Genomic DNA, 19,181 nt, shown 5'->3' with positions numbered 1-19,181 from the left:
TCCGATTCATTTCAGTTAAACTATCATTATTATAATACAAAAATATCATTTAAATTATTATAATAATAATTACTTTTTGAAGATTTTTGCCCTCACAATAACGACTAAAAAAATGGAATACAGAAAATTAGGAAATACAGAATTAGAACTATCAGCAATTGCTTATGGTGCATTTGCTATTGGCGGTACCATGTGGGGTGGCAACGAAAAAAAAGATTCTATTGAAGCCATTCATGCCTCTCTAGATCATGGAGTAACAACACTTGATACCGCACCTTTCTATGGCTTTGGCTTAAGCGAGGAAATAATTGGCGAAGCCCTAAAAGGAAAAGACAGAACCAAAGTACAAATACTTACCAAGTTCGGGCTAGTCTGGGATAAAAGTAATCAGGATAAAGGAGAGCATTTCTTCGACATAGAGGACAATGGAATAAATATCAAAATCTATAAATATTCATCTAAAGCCAATATCATCAAAGAAGTAGAAGAAAGTTTAAAGAGATTAAACACAGACTATATTGATCTTTTACAACAGCATTGGCCTGAAGCAACCACTCATATCTGTGAAACAATGGAAGCCATGGAAATATTGATCCAGCAGGGTAAGATCCGTGCGGCCGGAGTTTGCAATTATAACCTTAATCAATTAAAAGAAGCTTCAAAAACCTTAATCCCAGCCTCTAACCAACTCTATTATAGCATGCTAAACCGAAGTATCGAAAATGAGATGCTTCCTTACACAATTGAGAATAACATAGGTGTTATTGCGTATAGCCCAATGGAAAGAGGACTTCTTTCCGGTAAATATTTCCAAAACGAAAAATTACAAGTTGATGACCACGGAAATGATTATTTCGGTCAGTTTGATCTGGATAAAGTAAAAACATTTTTGGAAGCCATCACACCAATTACAAAAGACAAAAATGTATCCCTTTCGCAACTTGTACTACGATGGACCAGCTTACAACCAGGAATCTCAACGGTTCTTGCGGGAGCTAGAAACGCAGATCAGGCCATTGCCAATGCACAGGCTTTAAATATAAACCTTACAGCCGATGAAATACAGATGATCAATTATCATCTTTCAAAAATTTAGCAGCGACAATAAAAACAGGAATATCCAGTAATAAATTAAAAAAATCTATGTTATTTACACCATATAAACTAGGAAACCTAAATTTAAAAAACAGAATTGTTATGCCACCTATGACCCGTTCCCGTGCTGGAAACGGTGAAGTAGCAACAGAACTGATGGCAGAATATTATAGCCAAAGGGCGTCTGCAGGATTGATCATTTCTGAAGGAACCCAGATCAGCAGGCAAGGACAAGGTTATGCCTGGACCCCGGGAATCTATTCCTCAGTACAAATTGAAGGATGGAAGAAAGTTACTGATGCTGTTCATGCAAAAGGCGGAGTAATATTCGCCCAACTATGGCATGTAGGTCGCGTCTCACATACATCTCTTCAACAAAACGGCCAGTCGCCGGTTGCACCATCGGCCATCATAGCAGAAGGCGTAAAAGTATTTGTTGATCCTAAAGGGAAAGGTCCTGAAGGTGGTGCAGGAGAAATGATACAACATTCAGCTCCAAGAGAACTCACCATTCCTGAAATCGAGGAAATTATACAAGACTTTACAAAAGCAGCTAAAAATGCAATTCAGGCAGGATTTGATGGAATTGAACTTCACGGAGCAAATGGCTATCTTATAGAACAATTTACCGATTCACAGACCAACAAGCGCACAGATCAATATGGAGGCTCCCTTGAAAACCGTCTACGCTTCTTGAAGGAAGTTGTAACCGCAGTGGCCGGCGCAATAGGAAAAGACAAAGTGGGCGTACGTCAGGCACCACTCACCACATTAATGGGGGCAACGGATGACAATCCCGAAGAAACCTATATTGCTGCTGCCAAAATTCTGAACGAGATCGGCATTGCGTACATCCATATTGCAGAAGCCGATTGGGAAAATGCACCAGTAATGCCTATAACTTTTAAAGAGGCCTATCGAAAAACTTTTAACGGAACCTTAATCTACGCCGGAAAATATACAAAAGATCGTGCCGAGGAAGCAAGAAAAAATGATTGGGCAGATTTAATTGCTTTTGGCCGACCTTTTATAGCAAACCCCGATCTTCCGTATAGATTGGCAAACGACCTTCCCTTAAATATCCCCGATAACAGTAAGTATTTTGGAGGAACTTCTCAAGGCTACACAGATTATCCCTTCGCAAAAAAGAATTGATTTAGTAATTTAATCCAGGGCAGCAAACACTGCCCTTTTCTAGTTGCCAAAAACCATTAATGAAACCTATTATGAGAAAGAAAAATGAAATACCAGTTCTTACTTCGCATTCTTTTCGAGATGCTTATTTCCAGGGGAGCACTGAAATTGATCGTCAGGCAGCAATACGGGAAAGCGTATCTCATTTTGAAATTCACAGAAGAGATGATTTCCGTTATAAATGTAAAGAAACAATCGCCTCTAACCGATTGGATTTTTACCTGGTTTTTATCGTCACTGGTGGCGAAGGCATCCATACTTTCGGAGACCAGGAATATTACTTAAAACCTGGAATGCTATGTTTTGTCTCCCCAGGACTAATCACATCGTGGCAAACGACAGTAGACGATCATGCCGGTTATTTTTGTGCATTTACCTCCGATTTCTTCCAGGTTGGTCTAATTGATCAGGAAGCACTTTCCCATTATCCATTCTTTCAAAGCAATGGCAGTGCAGTGCTCAATCTAGATCAGGAACAAACCCAATATTTTAACAACCTATTTATTGAAATTGAAACTGAGTACACTGCAAACAACACCTATAAAGCAGATTTATTAAGAGCGTTAATAAATGTACTATTTCAAAAAACATTAAAACTAGTTGATCACGACAATGGCCGTTGTCTGGTAGAAGCAGGAAATGCAGCCCAGCGAATCACAAAGGATTTCATCCGGTTGTTAAACAAGGATTTTACTCCTATCCTTTCCCGCAATTTAACCACAGTTAAAAGCCTGGCAGAATACGCCGACCAACTTTTCATGACACAGAACCATCTAAATGATTCGGTCAAAGTAATTACCGGAAAAACACCCGGAGAACTGATCCGGGAAAGAATACTGAAAGAAGCAAGGTTATTGTTATGCCATACTACCCTTAGCATCACCGAAATTGCATTTCTGCTTCAGTTTGAAGATCCTTCTTATTTCGCCAGGTTCTATAGAAAAAATTCAGGAATCAGCCCTAAGGAGCAGAGAAATCAAGAAAACCCCATGTAAAGTACCGGTTTCTCCGAAATCTATCCTAGCCTACCCCCTGCTGCTGAAAGTACCTTTGTGTTGTCGATTTAAATAAAAGAAATCAATAAGATAACATAAAAACAAAAAGGTATGAATACAGTAACTAAATCCATTCCGGCCACTGAAAGTCAAGCCGTTTATGATCAAAAAAAGAAAGGACTACCTGCAGCCTTATGGGCATTAACCATTAGTGCCTTTGGCATCGGAACCACAGAATTCGTTATTGTCGGCTTACTGCCAACAGTAGCAACCGATTTAAGCATCACCATTCCTTCGGCAGGGCTACTGGTCAGTCTATATGCCATTGGTGTTGCCATCGGTGCACCAATCCTAACTGCACTAACCAGCGGTATTCCACGTAAAAGACTCTTAATAGGAATTATGATCTTATTTATCGTAGGAAATGCCCTTGCCTCATTTGCACCAGGTTTCTACACACTGGTTATCGCCAGAATCGTTACAGGTTTTGCGCATGGGGTATTCTTCTCTATTGGATCTACAATTGCAGCGGCGCTGGTGCCTGTAGAAAAAAGAGCATCCGCAATCTCCATTATGTTTGCAGGACTAACAGTCGCCATCGTTACAGGAGTTCCTTTAGGCACTTTTATAGGTCAACATTTTGGCTGGAGAGCAACATTTATTGGAGTTGCATTACTAGGCATTGTCGGCCTTATTTCAAGTATGATCCTTGTACCTTCAAATCTAAAAAATGAAAAAGCGGCTTCACTAAAAACGCAGTTAAAAGTTGTAACAAATAAACGTTTATTGTTGGTATACTTAATGACCGCATTGGGTTATGGCGGTACTTTTGTTGTCTTCACCTACCTATCTCCTATTCTTCAGGAAATCACAGGCCTAACACAATCTATGGTAAGTCTCATTCTACTACTATATGGAATCGCCATTGCAATTGGCAATCTTGTAGGAGGAAAAGTGGCCAACAAAAATCCACTAAAAGTGCTGCTCTGGATGTTTGCATTAGAAGCTATCGTGCTGTTAATCTTTACCTTTTCTGTCCACAACACCATTTTTGGTCTCATTACTCTATTTATCATGGGGGCACTTTCCTTCGCAACTGTACCCGGGTTACAGTTACTCGTAGTTCAAACTGCAGAAAAACACCTACCAGGAACAGAAGATGTTGCCTCAGCATTCAACATCGCAGCATTCAATATAGGCATTGCTATAGGTGCCTACATTGGTGGACTTATTGTATCCTCATCACTAGGCCTTGGCGCAACACCCTGGGTAGGAGCCATATTTGTTCTGCTAGCTATCCTTGTTACGCTATACAGTTCCAGAATCAGCCGTAAATAATCGAGGGTCTTACCACCAGCCCCATGAATCTAAATCTTGTAAACAATTTCGATATCTATAAATAATAATTACACCATGAAAAAATTAGCATTAACATTTGCTGCCATACTAGGTTTATTGCAAGCCACAAACACTTTCGCACAATCAAAAGCCAAACTGGAAATTGTCTCAACATTTCCTTCCGAACGCCCAGGTAATGTTGCCGTTTCCCCCGAAGGCAGGGTATTTGTAACCATGAGTGCCCTGGGTGAAAACAAATACATGGTAAAAGAAATCCTGTCAAGCGGAGAAGCTGTAAACTTTCCAGATACCACATGGATCAAAAAACCAACAGGTCAATCTTACAAAGGGATCAACTCCACCATAGGTATCAATGTTTCTTCAGACAACATTCTGTGGGTATTGGATATGGGGAACAAGGGTGCAACCCCTAAACAAGCACCCAAACTAGTAGGCTGGTATATCAAAACGCGTAAACTTGCCCACGCCTTTCCATTACCAGATGCTGTACTTCGTCCAACCTCATTTCTTCAGGATTTTGTGATTGATGAGAAAAATAATGTGGCAGTAATTGCCGACATGTCCCTCGATGGACTTATAACTCCCCCATTCCCGGCTTTCGTAGTTATTGATCTAAAGACAGGTTACGGCAGAAGGGTGCTAGAAAACCATACCACATTCCAGTCACTAGATGAACCAGCCATCATCAACGGCCGCAAAGTAAGCCATACCTATCCTGATGGAAGTATATATGAGCCAAAGTATCCACTAAACCCAATATCTATCGACAAGGAAATGAAATGGATTTACTATGGCGCTATGGGAGGTCATCAGATCTACCGCATTCCGGCAGCAGCTGTTGCAGACGAAAGATTAAACAATGAACTATTGGCCGCACAAATTGAATCTTACGCAAAAAAGCCAAAAACAGATGGATTCAAGGTAGGCAATAACGGAGAAGTCTACGTAACAGACATTGAGCAAAATGCGGTTGGTATTGCTACGCCTAAAGGCTACACCATTCTTGCACAGGACGAAAAATTACTATCATGGCCCGATGGCCTGGCATTATCCAAAGATGGATACCTGTATATAGTAGCAAATCAACTCCACAACACAGCCTGGTTAAACAACAACAAGGACGTTAGTAATCCTCCCTACTATGTATTGCGAATCAAAATAAAATAAAATGTCATTAAGGTTCACCATATCCACACGGCGTGGTGAACCTTTAAAATATTAAAATCATGAAAATCAAATTACAGGCAATTATTCTTCTGTTTGTTCTTTCACAACTCACATTTAAGGCATCTGCGCAATCAAGAGATACCACTTACAAACCTATTGAAACACATCTGCAGATTAAAAGCATGCATCTGTGGAGAGGTCTTGAAATTACTACATCACCCTATTTACTAGGCATTGTTAATTTTACAGACAAAAGCGGAAATTTTAAAATTGGAGCACGTGGAAGCTCGGGCTGGAATGGTGAATATAGACAGATAGATTATTTTACCTCTTATCAATACAAAAATGCAAGAATAGTAATTTATGACATTTATAATTATTCGAAAAACCTACCTCTCAGCACCAATTTATTCGATTACAATTCAACCACAACAAGGCACTTTATAGATGCAACAATTGGATATACAGTTTCAAAGAGATTTCCGCTAGATATTGCATGGAGCACCATTGTAGCTGGTAGAGATAGAGATGTATTATCTGGAGATTCCATAGCAGTTGGTGGAAAAGACCCCTTAAGAAAAGGAAAAAACCGTTATTCAACTTACGTACAACTAACCTACCCAGTAGCTTTAAATGATATACGCCTGGATTTCTTTGTTGGAGGTGTCTTTACACTCATTGGACAACAAAACAGTTTCTACGCCAATAAACCTGGAATCGCCACATTAGGAGTGGCCGCAAATAAGAAAATAAACATAGGAAAATATGCTTTTCCCATTTCAATGGCACCAACCTGGAATCCACTCAGAAAAACTGGAGGCATTGTTATAGGCGCAACCTTATTTTAAAAACAAGAATCACATGAACAGAATAGATAAAATAGGTCGGCAGGGTAAGCTGACTCTCGGTTTAGAGCTTCCATTAGATAATGATTGGTCTGCAAAAGGAGATGCAAAACGCAAACAAGACGGAAGGCCATTTGGTGTACCCGATATCACCAATCATAAAAAGTATGCGCAAATAGCAGACCAACTGAGATTTGCCGCATTATGGATACGAGATGTACCCATTTATGATCCAGCCTTTGGAGATGCGGCCCAACAATTTGAAGCCTTTTCCTATTTAGGTTACCTCTCAGGCATAACAAAAGATATCCTACTGGGTACAGCAGCCATTGTGCTCCCATTAAGAGAGCCAATACTTGTTGCCAAATCCGCAGCAAGCATCGATATATTGTCGGAAGGCAGATTATTACTGGGCTTAGGCTTAGGTGATAGGGCAATAGAATTTCCTTTGTTTGGCTATGACTATGAAAACCGTAGCCAGCGCTTCAGGGATGGAGTTACTTTAATGAAACATGCCTGGAAAAAAGACAGCTCTTTAAATCAAATATACAAAACAGTAAACACCAACATAGAGATATATCCAAAGCCACCAGAGGAGAACATACCACTTGTTATGGCTGGCCATGGGCAACAAAGCCTCGAGTGGATTGCCACCAATATGCAAGCTTGGTTCAATTACCCAAGAAGTGTAATGGATACAGAAAGACTAACAACAGAATGGAATAAAGAAACGGAAAGGTTAGAACTTGGACATAAACCATACATCACCGCTTTCCATCTTAACCTGGTAGAAGATCCCAATGCCCCCTTTACTCCACACAGATTTGGAGGAACAGTAGGAAGAAATGGATTAGTCACTTTATTACAAGGATACCAAAGAGTAGGCGTAAACCATATGGCACTTCAGCTACGTCATTCATCCAGACCAATTGATGAAGTCATCCAGGAAATCGGAGAGTTTGTTTTACCCCTTTACCAATAAAACAACCATAAACTATCATTTTTATAATACAAATCCATAATTCAAATTATTATGATTATAGAATTTTCTTAATGAAGTTTGTATAGAACAAAGACAATTTTAAGATCTACCACTTTCAACTAACCAAAATAATTAAACCTAAATCACTTTATTATGATAAATGAAATCCGCCTGTATATGTTACAAACAGGTACACTAAAATGCAGGGAGAATAATATAAAAATGAATGCCTCCCTTAATCCATACGAAATACCAGTTCCATGATATCTGATTACCCATCCTAAAGGAAACATTATAATCGACGGTGGTACTGCAATGGAATGCGCCACTGACCCAATTGGACATTGGGGAGAAATCATCACCAATGTATACTGGCCTGTTATGAAGGAAGAAGAAGGATGTGTAAACGTTCTAAAAAACATGCATATAGATCCAGAAAGCATTAAATACGTCATACAAAGCCATTTACACCTTGACCATACAGGAGCCACCGGACGATTTCCAAACGCGGTACATATTGTACAAAGAAAAGAATACGAGTATGCCTATACAGCAGATTGGTTTGCAGCACCAGGTTATATAAAAAAAGACTTTGACAGACCAGGATTAAAATGGCATTTCCTTAACGGAGAGGCAGACGATTTCTATGATGTTTACGGGGATGGAACTATTAAAATCATATCCACACCAGGCCATTCACCAGGACATTGCAGTTTTTTAATCACACTTCCAAATTCAGGCTCTATACTATTGGCAGTAGATGCAGCCTATACCATGGATCATTGGGACCAAAAAGCACTACCCGGATTCCTTGCCTCAGCAGTTGATTCAGTAAGATCAGTAGAAAAACTCCGGTTCATTGCACAACAGCAAAACGCACTTGTAGTAACAGGGCATGACCCATCTGCATGGCCAACATTTAAGAAAGGACCAGAATTATTTTATGATTAACCCAAAAGAACATGAAAACTAGAGTTGCAGTATTAAAAAGCATGGGTTTGCCCCGTCCCTATCAAATATCCAAACCATTACATATTGAAGAAGTTGAACTCGATCCTCCAGGTGTTGAGGAGGTATTAGTAAAAATAAAAGCCGCAGGGCTATGTCACTCAGATTTATCAGTGATCAACGGCGACCGTCCACGTCCTTTACCCATGGCCCTTGGCCATGAAGCCGCGGGAGAAATTGTTCAGATAGGTGATCATGTAAAAAACTTTCAAGTAGGAGACCATGTTGTCTTCGCATTTCTTCCTTCCTGCGGCCATTGTATCTATTGCCAAACTGGGCGCACCGCATTATGCGAACCAGGAGCTAAAGCAAACAGTGATGGAACGCTATTGGGAGGGCACAAAAGAATACATAAGGGAAACCAGTACTACTTCCATCATTTAGGCGTTTCTGGATTTGCAGACTACGCAGTAGCTTCCATCCACTCCCTAGTCAAAATTGATAAGCACTATCCTTTTGAAATTGCAGCATTGTTTGGTTGCGCCGTAATGACAGGTGTAGGAGCCCTTGTAAATACAGCGAAAATGAAATTCGGAGATTCCGTACTTGTTGTAGGTCTTGGTGGGGTTGGTTTATCCGCAATTCTAGGTGCGAAAGCTGCAGGTGCCTCAAAAATCATAGCAGCAGATATCAGTCAATACAAACTTAACACAGCACTAGAATTTGGAGCCACCGATGTCATTGATTCTTCTTCTACCAATGCGTTAGAGCAAATAAAGGACCTTACTGGCGGAGGAGTCGACATTTCGGTTGAATTTGCAGGTGCCATGCCCGCATTAAATTATGCCTTTAACGCTACAAAAAGAGGCGGCACCACTGTAACCGGAGCTTTACCTCCCCCAGATGCAAAATTAAGCCTGGACCCATTAGCATTAGTTGGGCAAGAAAAAACATTAAAAGGATGCTATCTGGGCAGTAGCGTACCATTAAGAGATATACCTGCTTTTCTTGAACTATATCATAATGGCCAATTACCAGTAGATAAACTAATTACTCACAGAATAAAACTTGAAGACATCAATGAAGGTTTTGAACGTCTCGCCACTGGAGAAGCAATAAGGCAGGTAATCATTTTTGATTAAAAAAAATTAATACGTAATGGAAGCATATAAACAACTAATATTTACCAGGTCATACTTAAATGGAGGATGGAAAGGAAACGAGGAAACCTTCGATGTCCTAAATCCAGCAGATGGCAGCATTCTAGCCAGTGTAAGTAACGCGAATAAAGAGGACGTTGAACAAGCCATAAATAGCGCTCATTTGGCATTCAGAACATGGAGTAAAAGTTCAGCGAAAGAAAGGTCAGCTATCTTACTAAAATGGTATTCACTGATTGTCGAAAACAAAGAATCCTTAGCAAGGATCATGACTTTGGAAAGCGGCAAACCTATTAACGAAAGCCGAGGAGAAGTAGACTATGGAGCAGCCTTTATCCAGTGGTTTGCAGAAGAAGCAAAACGACTATATGGAGATGTGATACCCGGCTATACAGTCGATAGAAGAATCATTGTAATTAAACAACCCATTGGCGTTGTTGGCGCCATAACACCATGGAATTTTCCACTTGCAATGATTACAAGAAAAGTATCACCAGCATTGGCAGCCGGCTGTACGGTTGTAGTAAGGCCCAGTGAAGAAACACCTCTCACCGCCTTAGCCATTGCTCATCTTGCCGAAAAAGCTGGATTTCCAAAAGGAGTATTCAATGTCATAGCAGGAACAGATGCTTCATCAATAGGCAAAACACTATGTGAAAGCCCACTAGTATCTAAAATATCCTTTACCGGTTCTACTCGTGTGGGTCAAATTCTAAGTTCACAAAGTGTATCAACATTGAAAAAATTAAGTCTGGAGCTTGGAGGAAATGCACCTTTTATTGTTTTTGAAGATGCAGATATCGACACCGCAGTAAAAGGTGCAATTGCTGGTAAGTTTAGATTCTCTGGTCAAACATGCGTCTGTGTAAACCGCATTCTCGTTCATCAGCGGATATATGAAGAATTCATAGACAAATTTGTATTAGCTGTTTCAAAATTAAAGTTAGGAAATGGAATGGAGGAAGAAGTAAATATTGGACCACTAATTAACAAAAAAGCAATAGAAAGAGTCGAATCATTTATTGACGATGCCCTCAGTAAAGGTGGAACAATTCTAACTGGCGGTAAACGCATTGATCAGCAATTCTTTCCACCAACAGTGATTAGAGACGCTACTAAAGAGATGAATTTCTCTAAAGAAGAGATTTTCGGTCCACTTGCTCCAATTTTCAAATTTTCCTCCGACGAAGAAGCCATACAGTTGGCTAATGATACTATATACGGCTTGGCGGCATACTTTTACACTAACGATTTAACAAGAAGCTGGAAGATCAGCGAAGCGCTGGAATATGGTATAGTCGGAATAAACGAGGGGTTAATTTCTACAGAAGTAGCTCCTTTCGGTGGCATAAAGTACTCGGGTTCTGGCAGAGAAGGCTCCAAATATGGGATAGAAGATTATACTGAAATTAAATATGTGTGCATTGGGAATATTAAATAGTAAATAAGTCCTATCCTAACTAAATGAATCTAGAATCTGGGGGTCCGTAAACAGAACTCCAGATTTTAGAACATCATTATCCAATGCCCCCTAACCTAAAACTGTATCAATTAAATTATCCTAAGCAAGCCCTTTACCATTTGAATTTGCTCCGTTGTAACATTATTTTTATTGTAAGCGAGGTAAATAGTATTCTGAGTAGGTTGTCGTCCCTTCCAGATTTCTTTTAATTGCTTCTTAGCAATAAAATCTTCAGCAAGATAGTCAGCTACAATGGTTACTCCCGAAGTAAAACTAAGTCCTTTAAGAATAGAATTAAAATCAGGAATAATAAACCGAGGTTTAATGGTTGGCCTCTTTTTAAAGTTTTCCAGCCAAAACCGCCTGATGATTGCTAGATCACTGCTATATGCCAACCAGTCCTGATTACACAACCACTTTTCTGCGCTATCATATTCTTTGTTGTCAATCATCTCATCAAATGCAGAAGTATCAAAACCATTATTACCAACCAGTAAAAAATTTTCCTGAAAAATAGGTTCATAAATAATGTCCTGTCCATCGGCACGGTGGGTAGCTATCACAAAATATAACTTCCCATTAATCAGCTTCTGCATAAGCTCCTGAGTCAAATCAAATTCAAAGACCAGGTTTGCAGGCGCTTTGTTGATTCTCGGAGCTAAAACAGTATAAAAAAACTCCTTCGGTGTACCAATGCAAGTAAGTGGAATATTTGAAGAACGGGTATAACGAAACTCTGCTTCGATATATTCCAATTTCTCTACGGCTTCTATGATCTGCGTATAAAACAACTTACCATAGTCAGTAGGTACCATTCTCCGTGGCTTTCGCTCAAATAATTGCTTACCTACATGAGCCTCCAAAGCAGACAAATGCTGGCTCACATTAGGCTGCGAAATGAGTAACTCTTGAGCTGCGCCCGTCAGCGTACCAGCCTGATATATAGCTTTGAAAGTCCTGTACCATTCCATATCTACCATAATTCAAAAATACATGGTTATTTATTTTTCAAAGAGCATTTGACATAAGTTATTTTATAGATAACCATAAATCAAGCTATTTCATTTATCATTTCTCTCTATTCATCTTTGTCCTGTCAAATCTAAAAGATGAACTTCCAATAACTCTACTTATAAGAGAAGTTTCCAGTTCATTAAATATTAACAATTAAATCACAGATATGAAGATTTTTTTAACAGGAGCAACAGGTTATATTGGCAGCTCCGTCGCAAAATTTCTTGCAGCTAAAGGTAATACAGTTTACGGATTACTACGAAACGCAGCTAAAGAAGAAGAAGTAAAACAACTGGGCATTATCCCCGTTATTGGCACGCTCGAAGACAATGAATTGATCTCAGCATACTCCAAAAGTTCTGACATAGTCATACACACAGCAGACGCAGACCATAGATCAGCCATTGAAACCATGCTTGCCGCAATGGAAGGAAGTGGTAAGACATTTATTCATACATCAGGTTCCAGTGTTGTAGGCGACGATGTTATGGGAAATTATGAAAACCAGTTGATATTTAATGAAAAAACCCTGTTCACTCCTATGGATGTACGAGTTGGTCGCGTAGCCATTAACAATATGGTGATCAATGCCAGCACAGAAAAACAGATACGCACTATTGTGATCGTTCCCTCCATGATCTATGGAAACAGTGTAGGGCTTAATGTCCAAAGTGACCAGCTACCAGTAATTTACCGCAAATCAAAAGAATTAAAAAAAGGAGTATATTTAGGAAAAGGAATAAACCGCTGGTCCAATGTACATATTGAGGATTTGGTTGATCTATATTCCCTTGCCTTGGAAAAAGCAGAGCCCGGATCTTACTTCTATGCCGAAAACGGTGAAGAGCCCTATCACAATCTCGCTGCAGCGATCAGTATCTCATTAGGTTTCTCCGGTGAAACCATCTCCTGGAAAGCTGAAGATGCACTGACAGAACTCGGCGATTGGGCACGCTATGCTCTGGGCTCAAATAGTCGTGTCCGGGCCGTAAATGCCAGGGAACAATTAAACTGGACACCTCACAGGCAATCTATCATAAAATGGATTCTATCCAATAAAGAACAGTAAACCAAGATTAGCCACCCTATAAAAGTTATCATTTCTTACCCATTAATTCTAACTAAATCAAATATGTTGAACCATATAAAATTGTTTCAAAAGATAAAAATCCGGCTGCTGATCATAAGCTTTATAATTCTCTTACAAGCCTGTTCACCCAAGCAAGAAAAAGAAAAAACAAATGTACAGGCTGTATCTGTGATCACCATCGAAAAAACCTCCCCTCAAACAGAACAGAAGTATTCTGGTATGCTTGAGGGGATAAATAATATCGAAATCAGACCACAGGCAGAAGGATATCTGGAAAAAATCTTTGTAGATGAAGGAGCTTACATACAAAAAGGACAGCCATTATTTCTAATCAATGACAAGCCCTATACCGAACAACTCAATCAGGCATCCGCATCTCTGCAAACTGCCCAGGCCAATCTGGAAAAAGCACAGATTGAAGTTGAACGTCTGGAAAAGCTGGTAAATGGAAAAGTAATTTCAGAAGTACAGCTCAAAAATGCCAGAGCAGAGCTCAATGCCGTTAAAGCAAGTATACTGCAATCCGAAGCTGCCAAAAAAAGAGCAATTATTAATAAAGATTTCACCTTAATCAAGGCGCCGGTAAGTGGTTATATAGGGAAACTACCATACCGTGTTGGAAGTCTGGTGGGGCATAACGAAACACAACCACTCACTGTCCTTTCAGACATCAGTACCATTTATGCCTATTTTTCCATGAGCGAGGAAGCTTTTCTTCAGTTCAAGCAAAAATACCCAGGTAATACCATTGATGAAAAAATTAAACGAATCCCACCGGTAACCTTGCTGCTTCCAGATAATTCCATCTACAACGAAAAAGGAAAAGTTGATCTTGTTCAGGGACAGTTTGACAAATCTACAGCAGCCATTACATTCCGGGCATCATTTCCTAACCCGGGAGGCCTTTTACGTTCAGGAAACACAGGTAGGATTACACTCTCTCAAAACAATACCGATGTAATTCAAATTCCTCAAGTAGCAACCTTCGAACTACAGAATAAGGTCATGGCTTACCTCATTGGTAAAGACAATAAACTACGGAGCGTTTCTCTAAAAATAGCAGAGAAAGATGCCCTAAACTATATCATTTCAGACGGCTTAAAAGCCGGCGACCGGATCGTTGCAAAAGGCCTGGAGCGACTTCAAGAAGGTATTACAGTTAAGCCGCTGAACCCCTAATTTATCTTATCAAATAGAATTATGCTTAAAAAAATAATTAACAGGCCGGTTACTGCAACTGTTATCTCTCTCATATTGGTTATTCTGGGTTTTCTGGCACTCCAAAAGCTTCCCATGGAAACCTTTCCCGAAATCGCCCCCCCTTCGGTTGTCGTATCAGCACGCTATCCTGGTGCCAGTGCAGAGGCCGTCGCCAGATCGGTAGCCACGCCCTTAGAACAAATGATCAATGGAGTAGAGAACATGATTTACATGACTTCCTCTTCTTCAAATGATGGAGTCTTGAATATTACGGTATATTTCAAACTGGGTACAAATCCAGATCAAGCAGCCATAAATGTTCAGAACAGGGTTTCACAGGCCGTTAACCAATTGCCTCAAGAAGTTGTCCGCACTGGAATTAACACCTCCAAACAGAACAACAGTATGATCATGATCATCGATCTGGAAAGTACCAATCCCAAATACGATGCAGCATTTTTGAATAACTACGATCTGATCAATATCATACCAGCCATCCAGCGCATCCAAGGTGTTGGAAAAGCGCAAGTATTTGGCAGTAAAGATTATGCCATGCGTATATGGCTAAACCCCAGCAAGCTGGCTTCTTATAACATGACACCTCAGGAAGTCATGACTGCAATTAACAACCAGAATCTGGAGGCAGCACCAGGAAAATTAGGAGAAGGCAGCACAACAGCCTTTGAATATACCATTAAATACAAGGGAAAGCTGAATGAAGAACCCGATTACGAAGACATTGTAATCCGGGCCAATCCAGACGGCTCATTATTAAAGCTAAAAGATGTTGCAAAAATAGAACTGGGTTCACTTGACCATGTTTATGCCTCTGCACAAACGCTCAACGGACACCCAGGTATTGGAGTTGCAATTTTTCAGACGCCTGGCTCTAATGCAAACGACATCCAGATTGCAATTCTCGATTTTATGGAGCAGGCTAAAAAGAATTTCCCAGGAGGAATTAATTACAGGGCCACATACAGTACCAAGCGCTTTTTGGACGCTTCAATCAGCCAGGTAGAGCATACACTAATTGAAGCATTTATCCTGGTCTTTATCGTCGTATTTATTTTCCTACAGGATTTCCGTTCCACACTTATTCCGGCAATATCCGTACCCGTCGCAATAATCGGCACGTTCTTTTTTATGAATTTGTTTGGAATTACCATTAACCTGCTCACATTGTTCGCCCTTGTACTGGCAATAGGTGTCGTGGTAGATGATGCAATTGTCGTCGTAGAGGCAGTACATCATAAGCTGCAAAGTCACTCTACCAACGCCAAAAAAGCAACAACAAGTGCAATGAGCGAAATAACCGGTGCCATCCTATCCATTACCTTGGTGATGTCAGCTGTATTCCTGCCCATTGGATTAATTGAAGGGCCAGTTGGAGTATTCTACCGGCAATTCGCCTTTACTTTAGCCATTGCCATCGTTCTTTCTGCAATAAATGCACTTACATTGAGTCCGGCCTTGTGTGCAATACTACTGAAAAACATGCACAACGAGCTCCACGAAAATAAAAATAAAACCGGCATTCAAAGGTTTTATCATCTGTTTAATACAGGATTTAATGCAGCAACTAAAAAATACAAAAACACCATTTATTTCTTAATCAAGCGCAAATGGTTTGCAATTGCCGGACTCATTATCATCACCATCGCCACAGTTTTTTTAGCCAAGCGCACCCCTCAGGCCTTTATCCCTACCGAAGACCAGAGCTTTGTGATGACTGCAATGAGTATGCCTCCCGGAACTTCATTAGAACACACCAAAACATTAACCAAGCAGGCAAGCGAGAAATTGAGAAAATTCGATGGGGTCTACTTCAATGCTATTGTGAATGGCAGCAACCTATTGGCCAACACAGTATCTCCCTCCTATGCAGCGTCTTATACAATTTTAAAACAACCAAAAGACAGAGGAAACATTAAAGACATCAATCAGATTATGGACTCCGTAAAATCAGTCTTTGATGCACTTCCCGAAGGAAACTCTTTTACCTACTCCATGCCAACAGTACCTGGTTTTGGTAATGTCGATGCCTTGGACGTAGTATTAAAGGATAACACAGGTGGTTCCATAAATAAACTGGCGAGTGTTAATGATAACTTTATGGAATCACTCCGAAAGAGAAAAGAGATCGCAGCCACTTTCACTTCTTTTAACGCAAAATTCCCTCAATATATGTTAGAAGTAGATGCCATTAAAGCAAAACAATTAGGCTTGGAAGTTAGCGACGTATTACAAACCATGCAGGCTTATTTTGGAGGTATTTACTCTTCCGATTTCAACAGGTTCGGAAAATACTACCGCGTAGTGGTACAAGCAGAGGCACCGTTCAGAGCAGATGAACAAGCTTTAAACGAGGTATATGCAAAAAACAACTCAGGAAACATGGTTCCATTAAAATCTGTTATCCAGTTAAAGCGGGTTTTTGGCCCCGAAGTAGTTACCCACCTCAATCAAGCAACCTCGATTAACCTTAATGTACAAGCAAAAAAAGGGTTTTCTACCGGAGATGCCATGAAGGCAATCAATGAAGTCGCCAAATCTTTACCTACAGGTTATTCACACGAATATACAGGAATGGCAAGAGAAGAACAGCAATCCGGTAATCAAACCGTATTCATATTTGGCATTTGCATCATTTTCGTATACTTTTTGTTGTCTGCCCAATACGAGAGCTATTTGTTGCCACTTGCCGTCATCCTTTCCTTACCTACCGGGATATTTGGGGTGTTTGCTTTCATCAATATGATGGGTGTAACCAATAACATCTATGTACAGATCGGGATGATCATGCTCATAGGCTTACTTGCAAAAAATGCCATCCTTATTGTTGAGTTCGCTGTTCAGATCAGACACAAAGGAAAATCACTGGTTGAATCGGCTATGCAGGCTGCTGCTTTAAGACTACGCCCCATACTAATGACCTCGTTTGCCTTTATCGCAGGCTTATTGCCATTACTCTTTGCCGGCGGAGCAACAGAACAAGGAAACCGGTCAATCGCATCCAGTGCCATTGGAGGAATGGCCTTTGGTGTTGCTCTGGGCATTTTCATCATACCCGTTCTGTTTATCATATTCCAGTCCATTCATGAAAAACTCTTTGGTATAAAGCATCTCGCTCCAGAAGAAGAATAACCAACTCATCACTTAACCATTAAAGATGAATAAATTAATATACAGCGCAGTTTTTCTATTATTGTTATCCGCTTGCCAGACAGTAAAAGAATACTCTCGTCCAGACTTAGATGTTCCCACCAACTTTAGAGGCGCTAAAGTCCAGGCACAAGATGAAAATGAAAACAACTTAATTTCGTGGAAGACATTCTTTTCAGACAATATCCTTCAAAACATGATCAATATTGTACTACAAAGAAACTACGATCTGGCTCAGGCTATGGATAATATCAGAATAAACCAACAGTACCTTAAACAATCCAGAGCGGCATGGCAACCTTCAATCTCAATGAACATCAATGCCGGCTCAAATTACTTTTCAGATAATTCACTTAACGGAAGTAATGGCTTCAATCTGAACAATACTATAGGTGTTCGGCACATAGATGACTACACCATCGGATCAGAAATAAGCTGGGAAGCAGATATATGGGGAAAATTAAAAAATCAAAAGGCAGAAGCACTTGCAGGATGGCTACAAAGCCAACAAGCAAAAAGAGCGTTACAAACCCGTTTAATTGCCTCTACCGCTATTGCCTACTACAACATTATTATGCTAAAGGAACAGTTGGGAATAACCCGTAAAAACCTGGCTTTAAGTGACAGCATTGTACACCTTATTTGTTTGCAACAAATAAATGGAGCAGCAACGTCTCTCGCACTACAGCAAGCAGAGGTACAACGTAAATCAATTGAAGCCATCATTCCTGATCTGGAAGAAACCCTATTTATTCAGGAAAATGCACTCAACTTTCTCATGGCAAATCAACCCGCTACAATACCAACTCTCCCTATTACAAAAGATTTTGAGGCGCCAGCAGGGTTTTTCAGTGGTGTACCTGCTTCCCTGCTAAGAAACAGACCCGATATCAAGAGCAAAGAATATGAATTACAAGCCGCCAATGCCAGGATTGGTTATCATCAGGCCAGCCTATACCCCAGCCTGAACATAACTGCCGCTGGTGGCTTAAACTCATTTCAATCAGCAAACTGGTTAAATATACCCGCATCTGTTTTTGGAAATCTAACCGGAAACCTGATACAACCACTGATGAACAGGAGAAAATTAAAAACTGCACTTAATGTGAGTAAAATATCTTATGAACAAAAAACGAATGAATTCAGAAACACTGTTTTACAAGCAATAGGAGAAGTTTCAGGTAGTCTGTTTAAGACCCAAAAGCTAAAAGAAAAAATTACTATAGCACAATCAAAAAATAAAATATTACATAAAGCCATATCCGATGCCGGACTATTATTTACCAACGGAATGGCCAATTACCTGGAGGTGATAACCGTTCAACAGAATCTCTTAGAAAATGAACTTAGTCTGGCGCAGCTAAAAAAACAACAAGCAACAGCTTATGTAGAGTTATTCCGAGCACTCGGTGGTGGAGCGGATTAACATCACGATCACATTAGGCCATAAAAGCCATTCCAGAAAAATCTTGGAATGGCTTTTTCAGCCCCATATCTTCTGCTTA

The 19,181-nt window shown here is 40.1% G+C and carries 15 protein-coding genes; 14 read left to right on the top strand and 1 reads right to left on the bottom strand.

What is annotated here, in order from left to right:
* Positions 1-112 precede the first annotated feature (112 nt).
* The 10 genes from R2S08_RS18545 to R2S08_RS18500 all read left to right on the top strand — a co-directional run bounded on the left by R2S08_RS18545 (position 113) and on the right by R2S08_RS18500 (position 11,186).
* Entirely contained in the window at positions 113-1,096 is a 984-nt protein-coding gene (locus R2S08_RS18545; protein ID WP_316836526.1) for an aldo/keto reductase, read from the top strand.
* Between the two features lie 47 nt (positions 1,097-1,143).
* Complete coding sequence (locus R2S08_RS18540) at positions 1,144-2,250, top strand: alkene reductase (RefSeq protein ID WP_316836525.1); 1,107 nt, start codon at positions 1,144-1,146, stop codon at positions 2,248-2,250.
* Positions 2,251-2,321: 71 nt separating this feature from the next.
* A complete protein-coding gene (locus R2S08_RS18535) occupies positions 2,322-3,284 on the top strand; it encodes an AraC family transcriptional regulator (RefSeq protein WP_316836524.1) in 963 nt (320 codons plus the stop codon).
* A gap of 111 nt (positions 3,285-3,395) precedes the next feature.
* Complete coding sequence (locus R2S08_RS18530; protein ID WP_316836523.1) at positions 3,396-4,622, top strand: MFS transporter; 1,227 nt, start codon at positions 3,396-3,398, stop codon at positions 4,620-4,622.
* Between the two features lie 75 nt (positions 4,623-4,697).
* Positions 4,698-5,810, top strand: coding sequence for an L-dopachrome tautomerase-related protein (locus R2S08_RS18525; RefSeq protein ID WP_316836522.1), 1,113 nt, complete (start codon positions 4,698-4,700; stop codon positions 5,808-5,810).
* Between the two features lie 59 nt (positions 5,811-5,869).
* The gene (locus R2S08_RS18520; protein WP_316836521.1) at positions 5,870-6,658 is read left to right on the top strand and encodes a hypothetical protein; all 789 of its coding nucleotides are present in this window, start codon (positions 5,870-5,872) and stop codon (positions 6,656-6,658) included.
* 13 nt (positions 6,659-6,671) lie between these two features.
* Positions 6,672-7,637: a TIGR03571 family LLM class oxidoreductase gene (locus tag R2S08_RS18515; protein ID WP_316836520.1), complete on the top strand. Its 966-nt coding sequence runs from the start codon at positions 6,672-6,674 to the stop codon at positions 7,635-7,637.
* 267 nt (positions 7,638-7,904) lie between these two features.
* Positions 7,905-8,588, top strand: coding sequence for an N-acyl homoserine lactonase AttM (gene attM, locus R2S08_RS18510; protein ID WP_316836798.1), 684 nt, complete (start codon positions 7,905-7,907; stop codon positions 8,586-8,588).
* A gap of 11 nt (positions 8,589-8,599) precedes the next feature.
* Positions 8,600-9,727, top strand: a complete 1,128-nt coding sequence (locus R2S08_RS18505) for a zinc-dependent alcohol dehydrogenase family protein (RefSeq protein ID WP_316836519.1) — start codon at positions 8,600-8,602, stop codon at positions 9,725-9,727.
* 16 nt (positions 9,728-9,743) lie between these two features.
* Positions 9,744-11,186 (top strand): NAD-dependent succinate-semialdehyde dehydrogenase, encoded by a 1,443-nt coding sequence (locus tag R2S08_RS18500; protein WP_316836518.1) that lies wholly within the window; start codon positions 9,744-9,746, stop codon positions 11,184-11,186.
* A gap of 110 nt (positions 11,187-11,296) precedes the next feature.
* Here the strand turns inward: R2S08_RS18500 and R2S08_RS18495 are convergent, their stop codons facing one another.
* Positions 11,297-12,178, bottom strand: coding sequence for a LysR family transcriptional regulator (locus tag R2S08_RS18495; protein ID WP_316836517.1), 882 nt, complete (start codon positions 12,176-12,178; stop codon positions 11,297-11,299).
* Positions 12,179-12,387: 209 nt separating this feature from the next.
* On the opposite strand from R2S08_RS18495, the gene R2S08_RS18490 reads away from it, so the two are divergent.
* From R2S08_RS18490 to R2S08_RS18475, 4 genes are all read left to right on the top strand, one after another.
* Positions 12,388-13,290 carry an NAD-dependent epimerase/dehydratase family protein gene (locus tag R2S08_RS18490; protein WP_316836516.1) on the top strand — a complete coding sequence of 301 codons (903 nt, stop codon included), beginning with the start codon at positions 12,388-12,390 and terminating at the stop codon, positions 13,288-13,290.
* 63 nt (positions 13,291-13,353) lie between these two features.
* The gene (locus tag R2S08_RS18485; RefSeq protein ID WP_316836514.1) at positions 13,354-14,490 is read left to right on the top strand and encodes an efflux RND transporter periplasmic adaptor subunit; all 1,137 of its coding nucleotides are present in this window, start codon (positions 13,354-13,356) and stop codon (positions 14,488-14,490) included.
* 21 nt (positions 14,491-14,511) lie between these two features.
* Positions 14,512-17,658, top strand: a complete 3,147-nt coding sequence (locus R2S08_RS18480; RefSeq protein WP_316836513.1) for an efflux RND transporter permease subunit — start codon at positions 14,512-14,514, stop codon at positions 17,656-17,658.
* A 25-nt stretch (positions 17,659-17,683) separates the two neighbouring features.
* A complete protein-coding gene (locus R2S08_RS18475) occupies positions 17,684-19,102 on the top strand; it encodes an efflux transporter outer membrane subunit (protein WP_316836512.1) in 1,419 nt (472 codons plus the stop codon).
* Positions 19,103-19,181: the final 79 nt, after the last annotated feature.

The organism is Pedobacter nutrimenti (assembly GCF_032678445.1).
Lineage (GTDB): Bacteria > Bacteroidota > Bacteroidia > Sphingobacteriales > Sphingobacteriaceae > Pedobacter > Pedobacter nutrimenti_A.
This window is presented reverse-complemented; position numbering and strand designations above follow the sequence as displayed.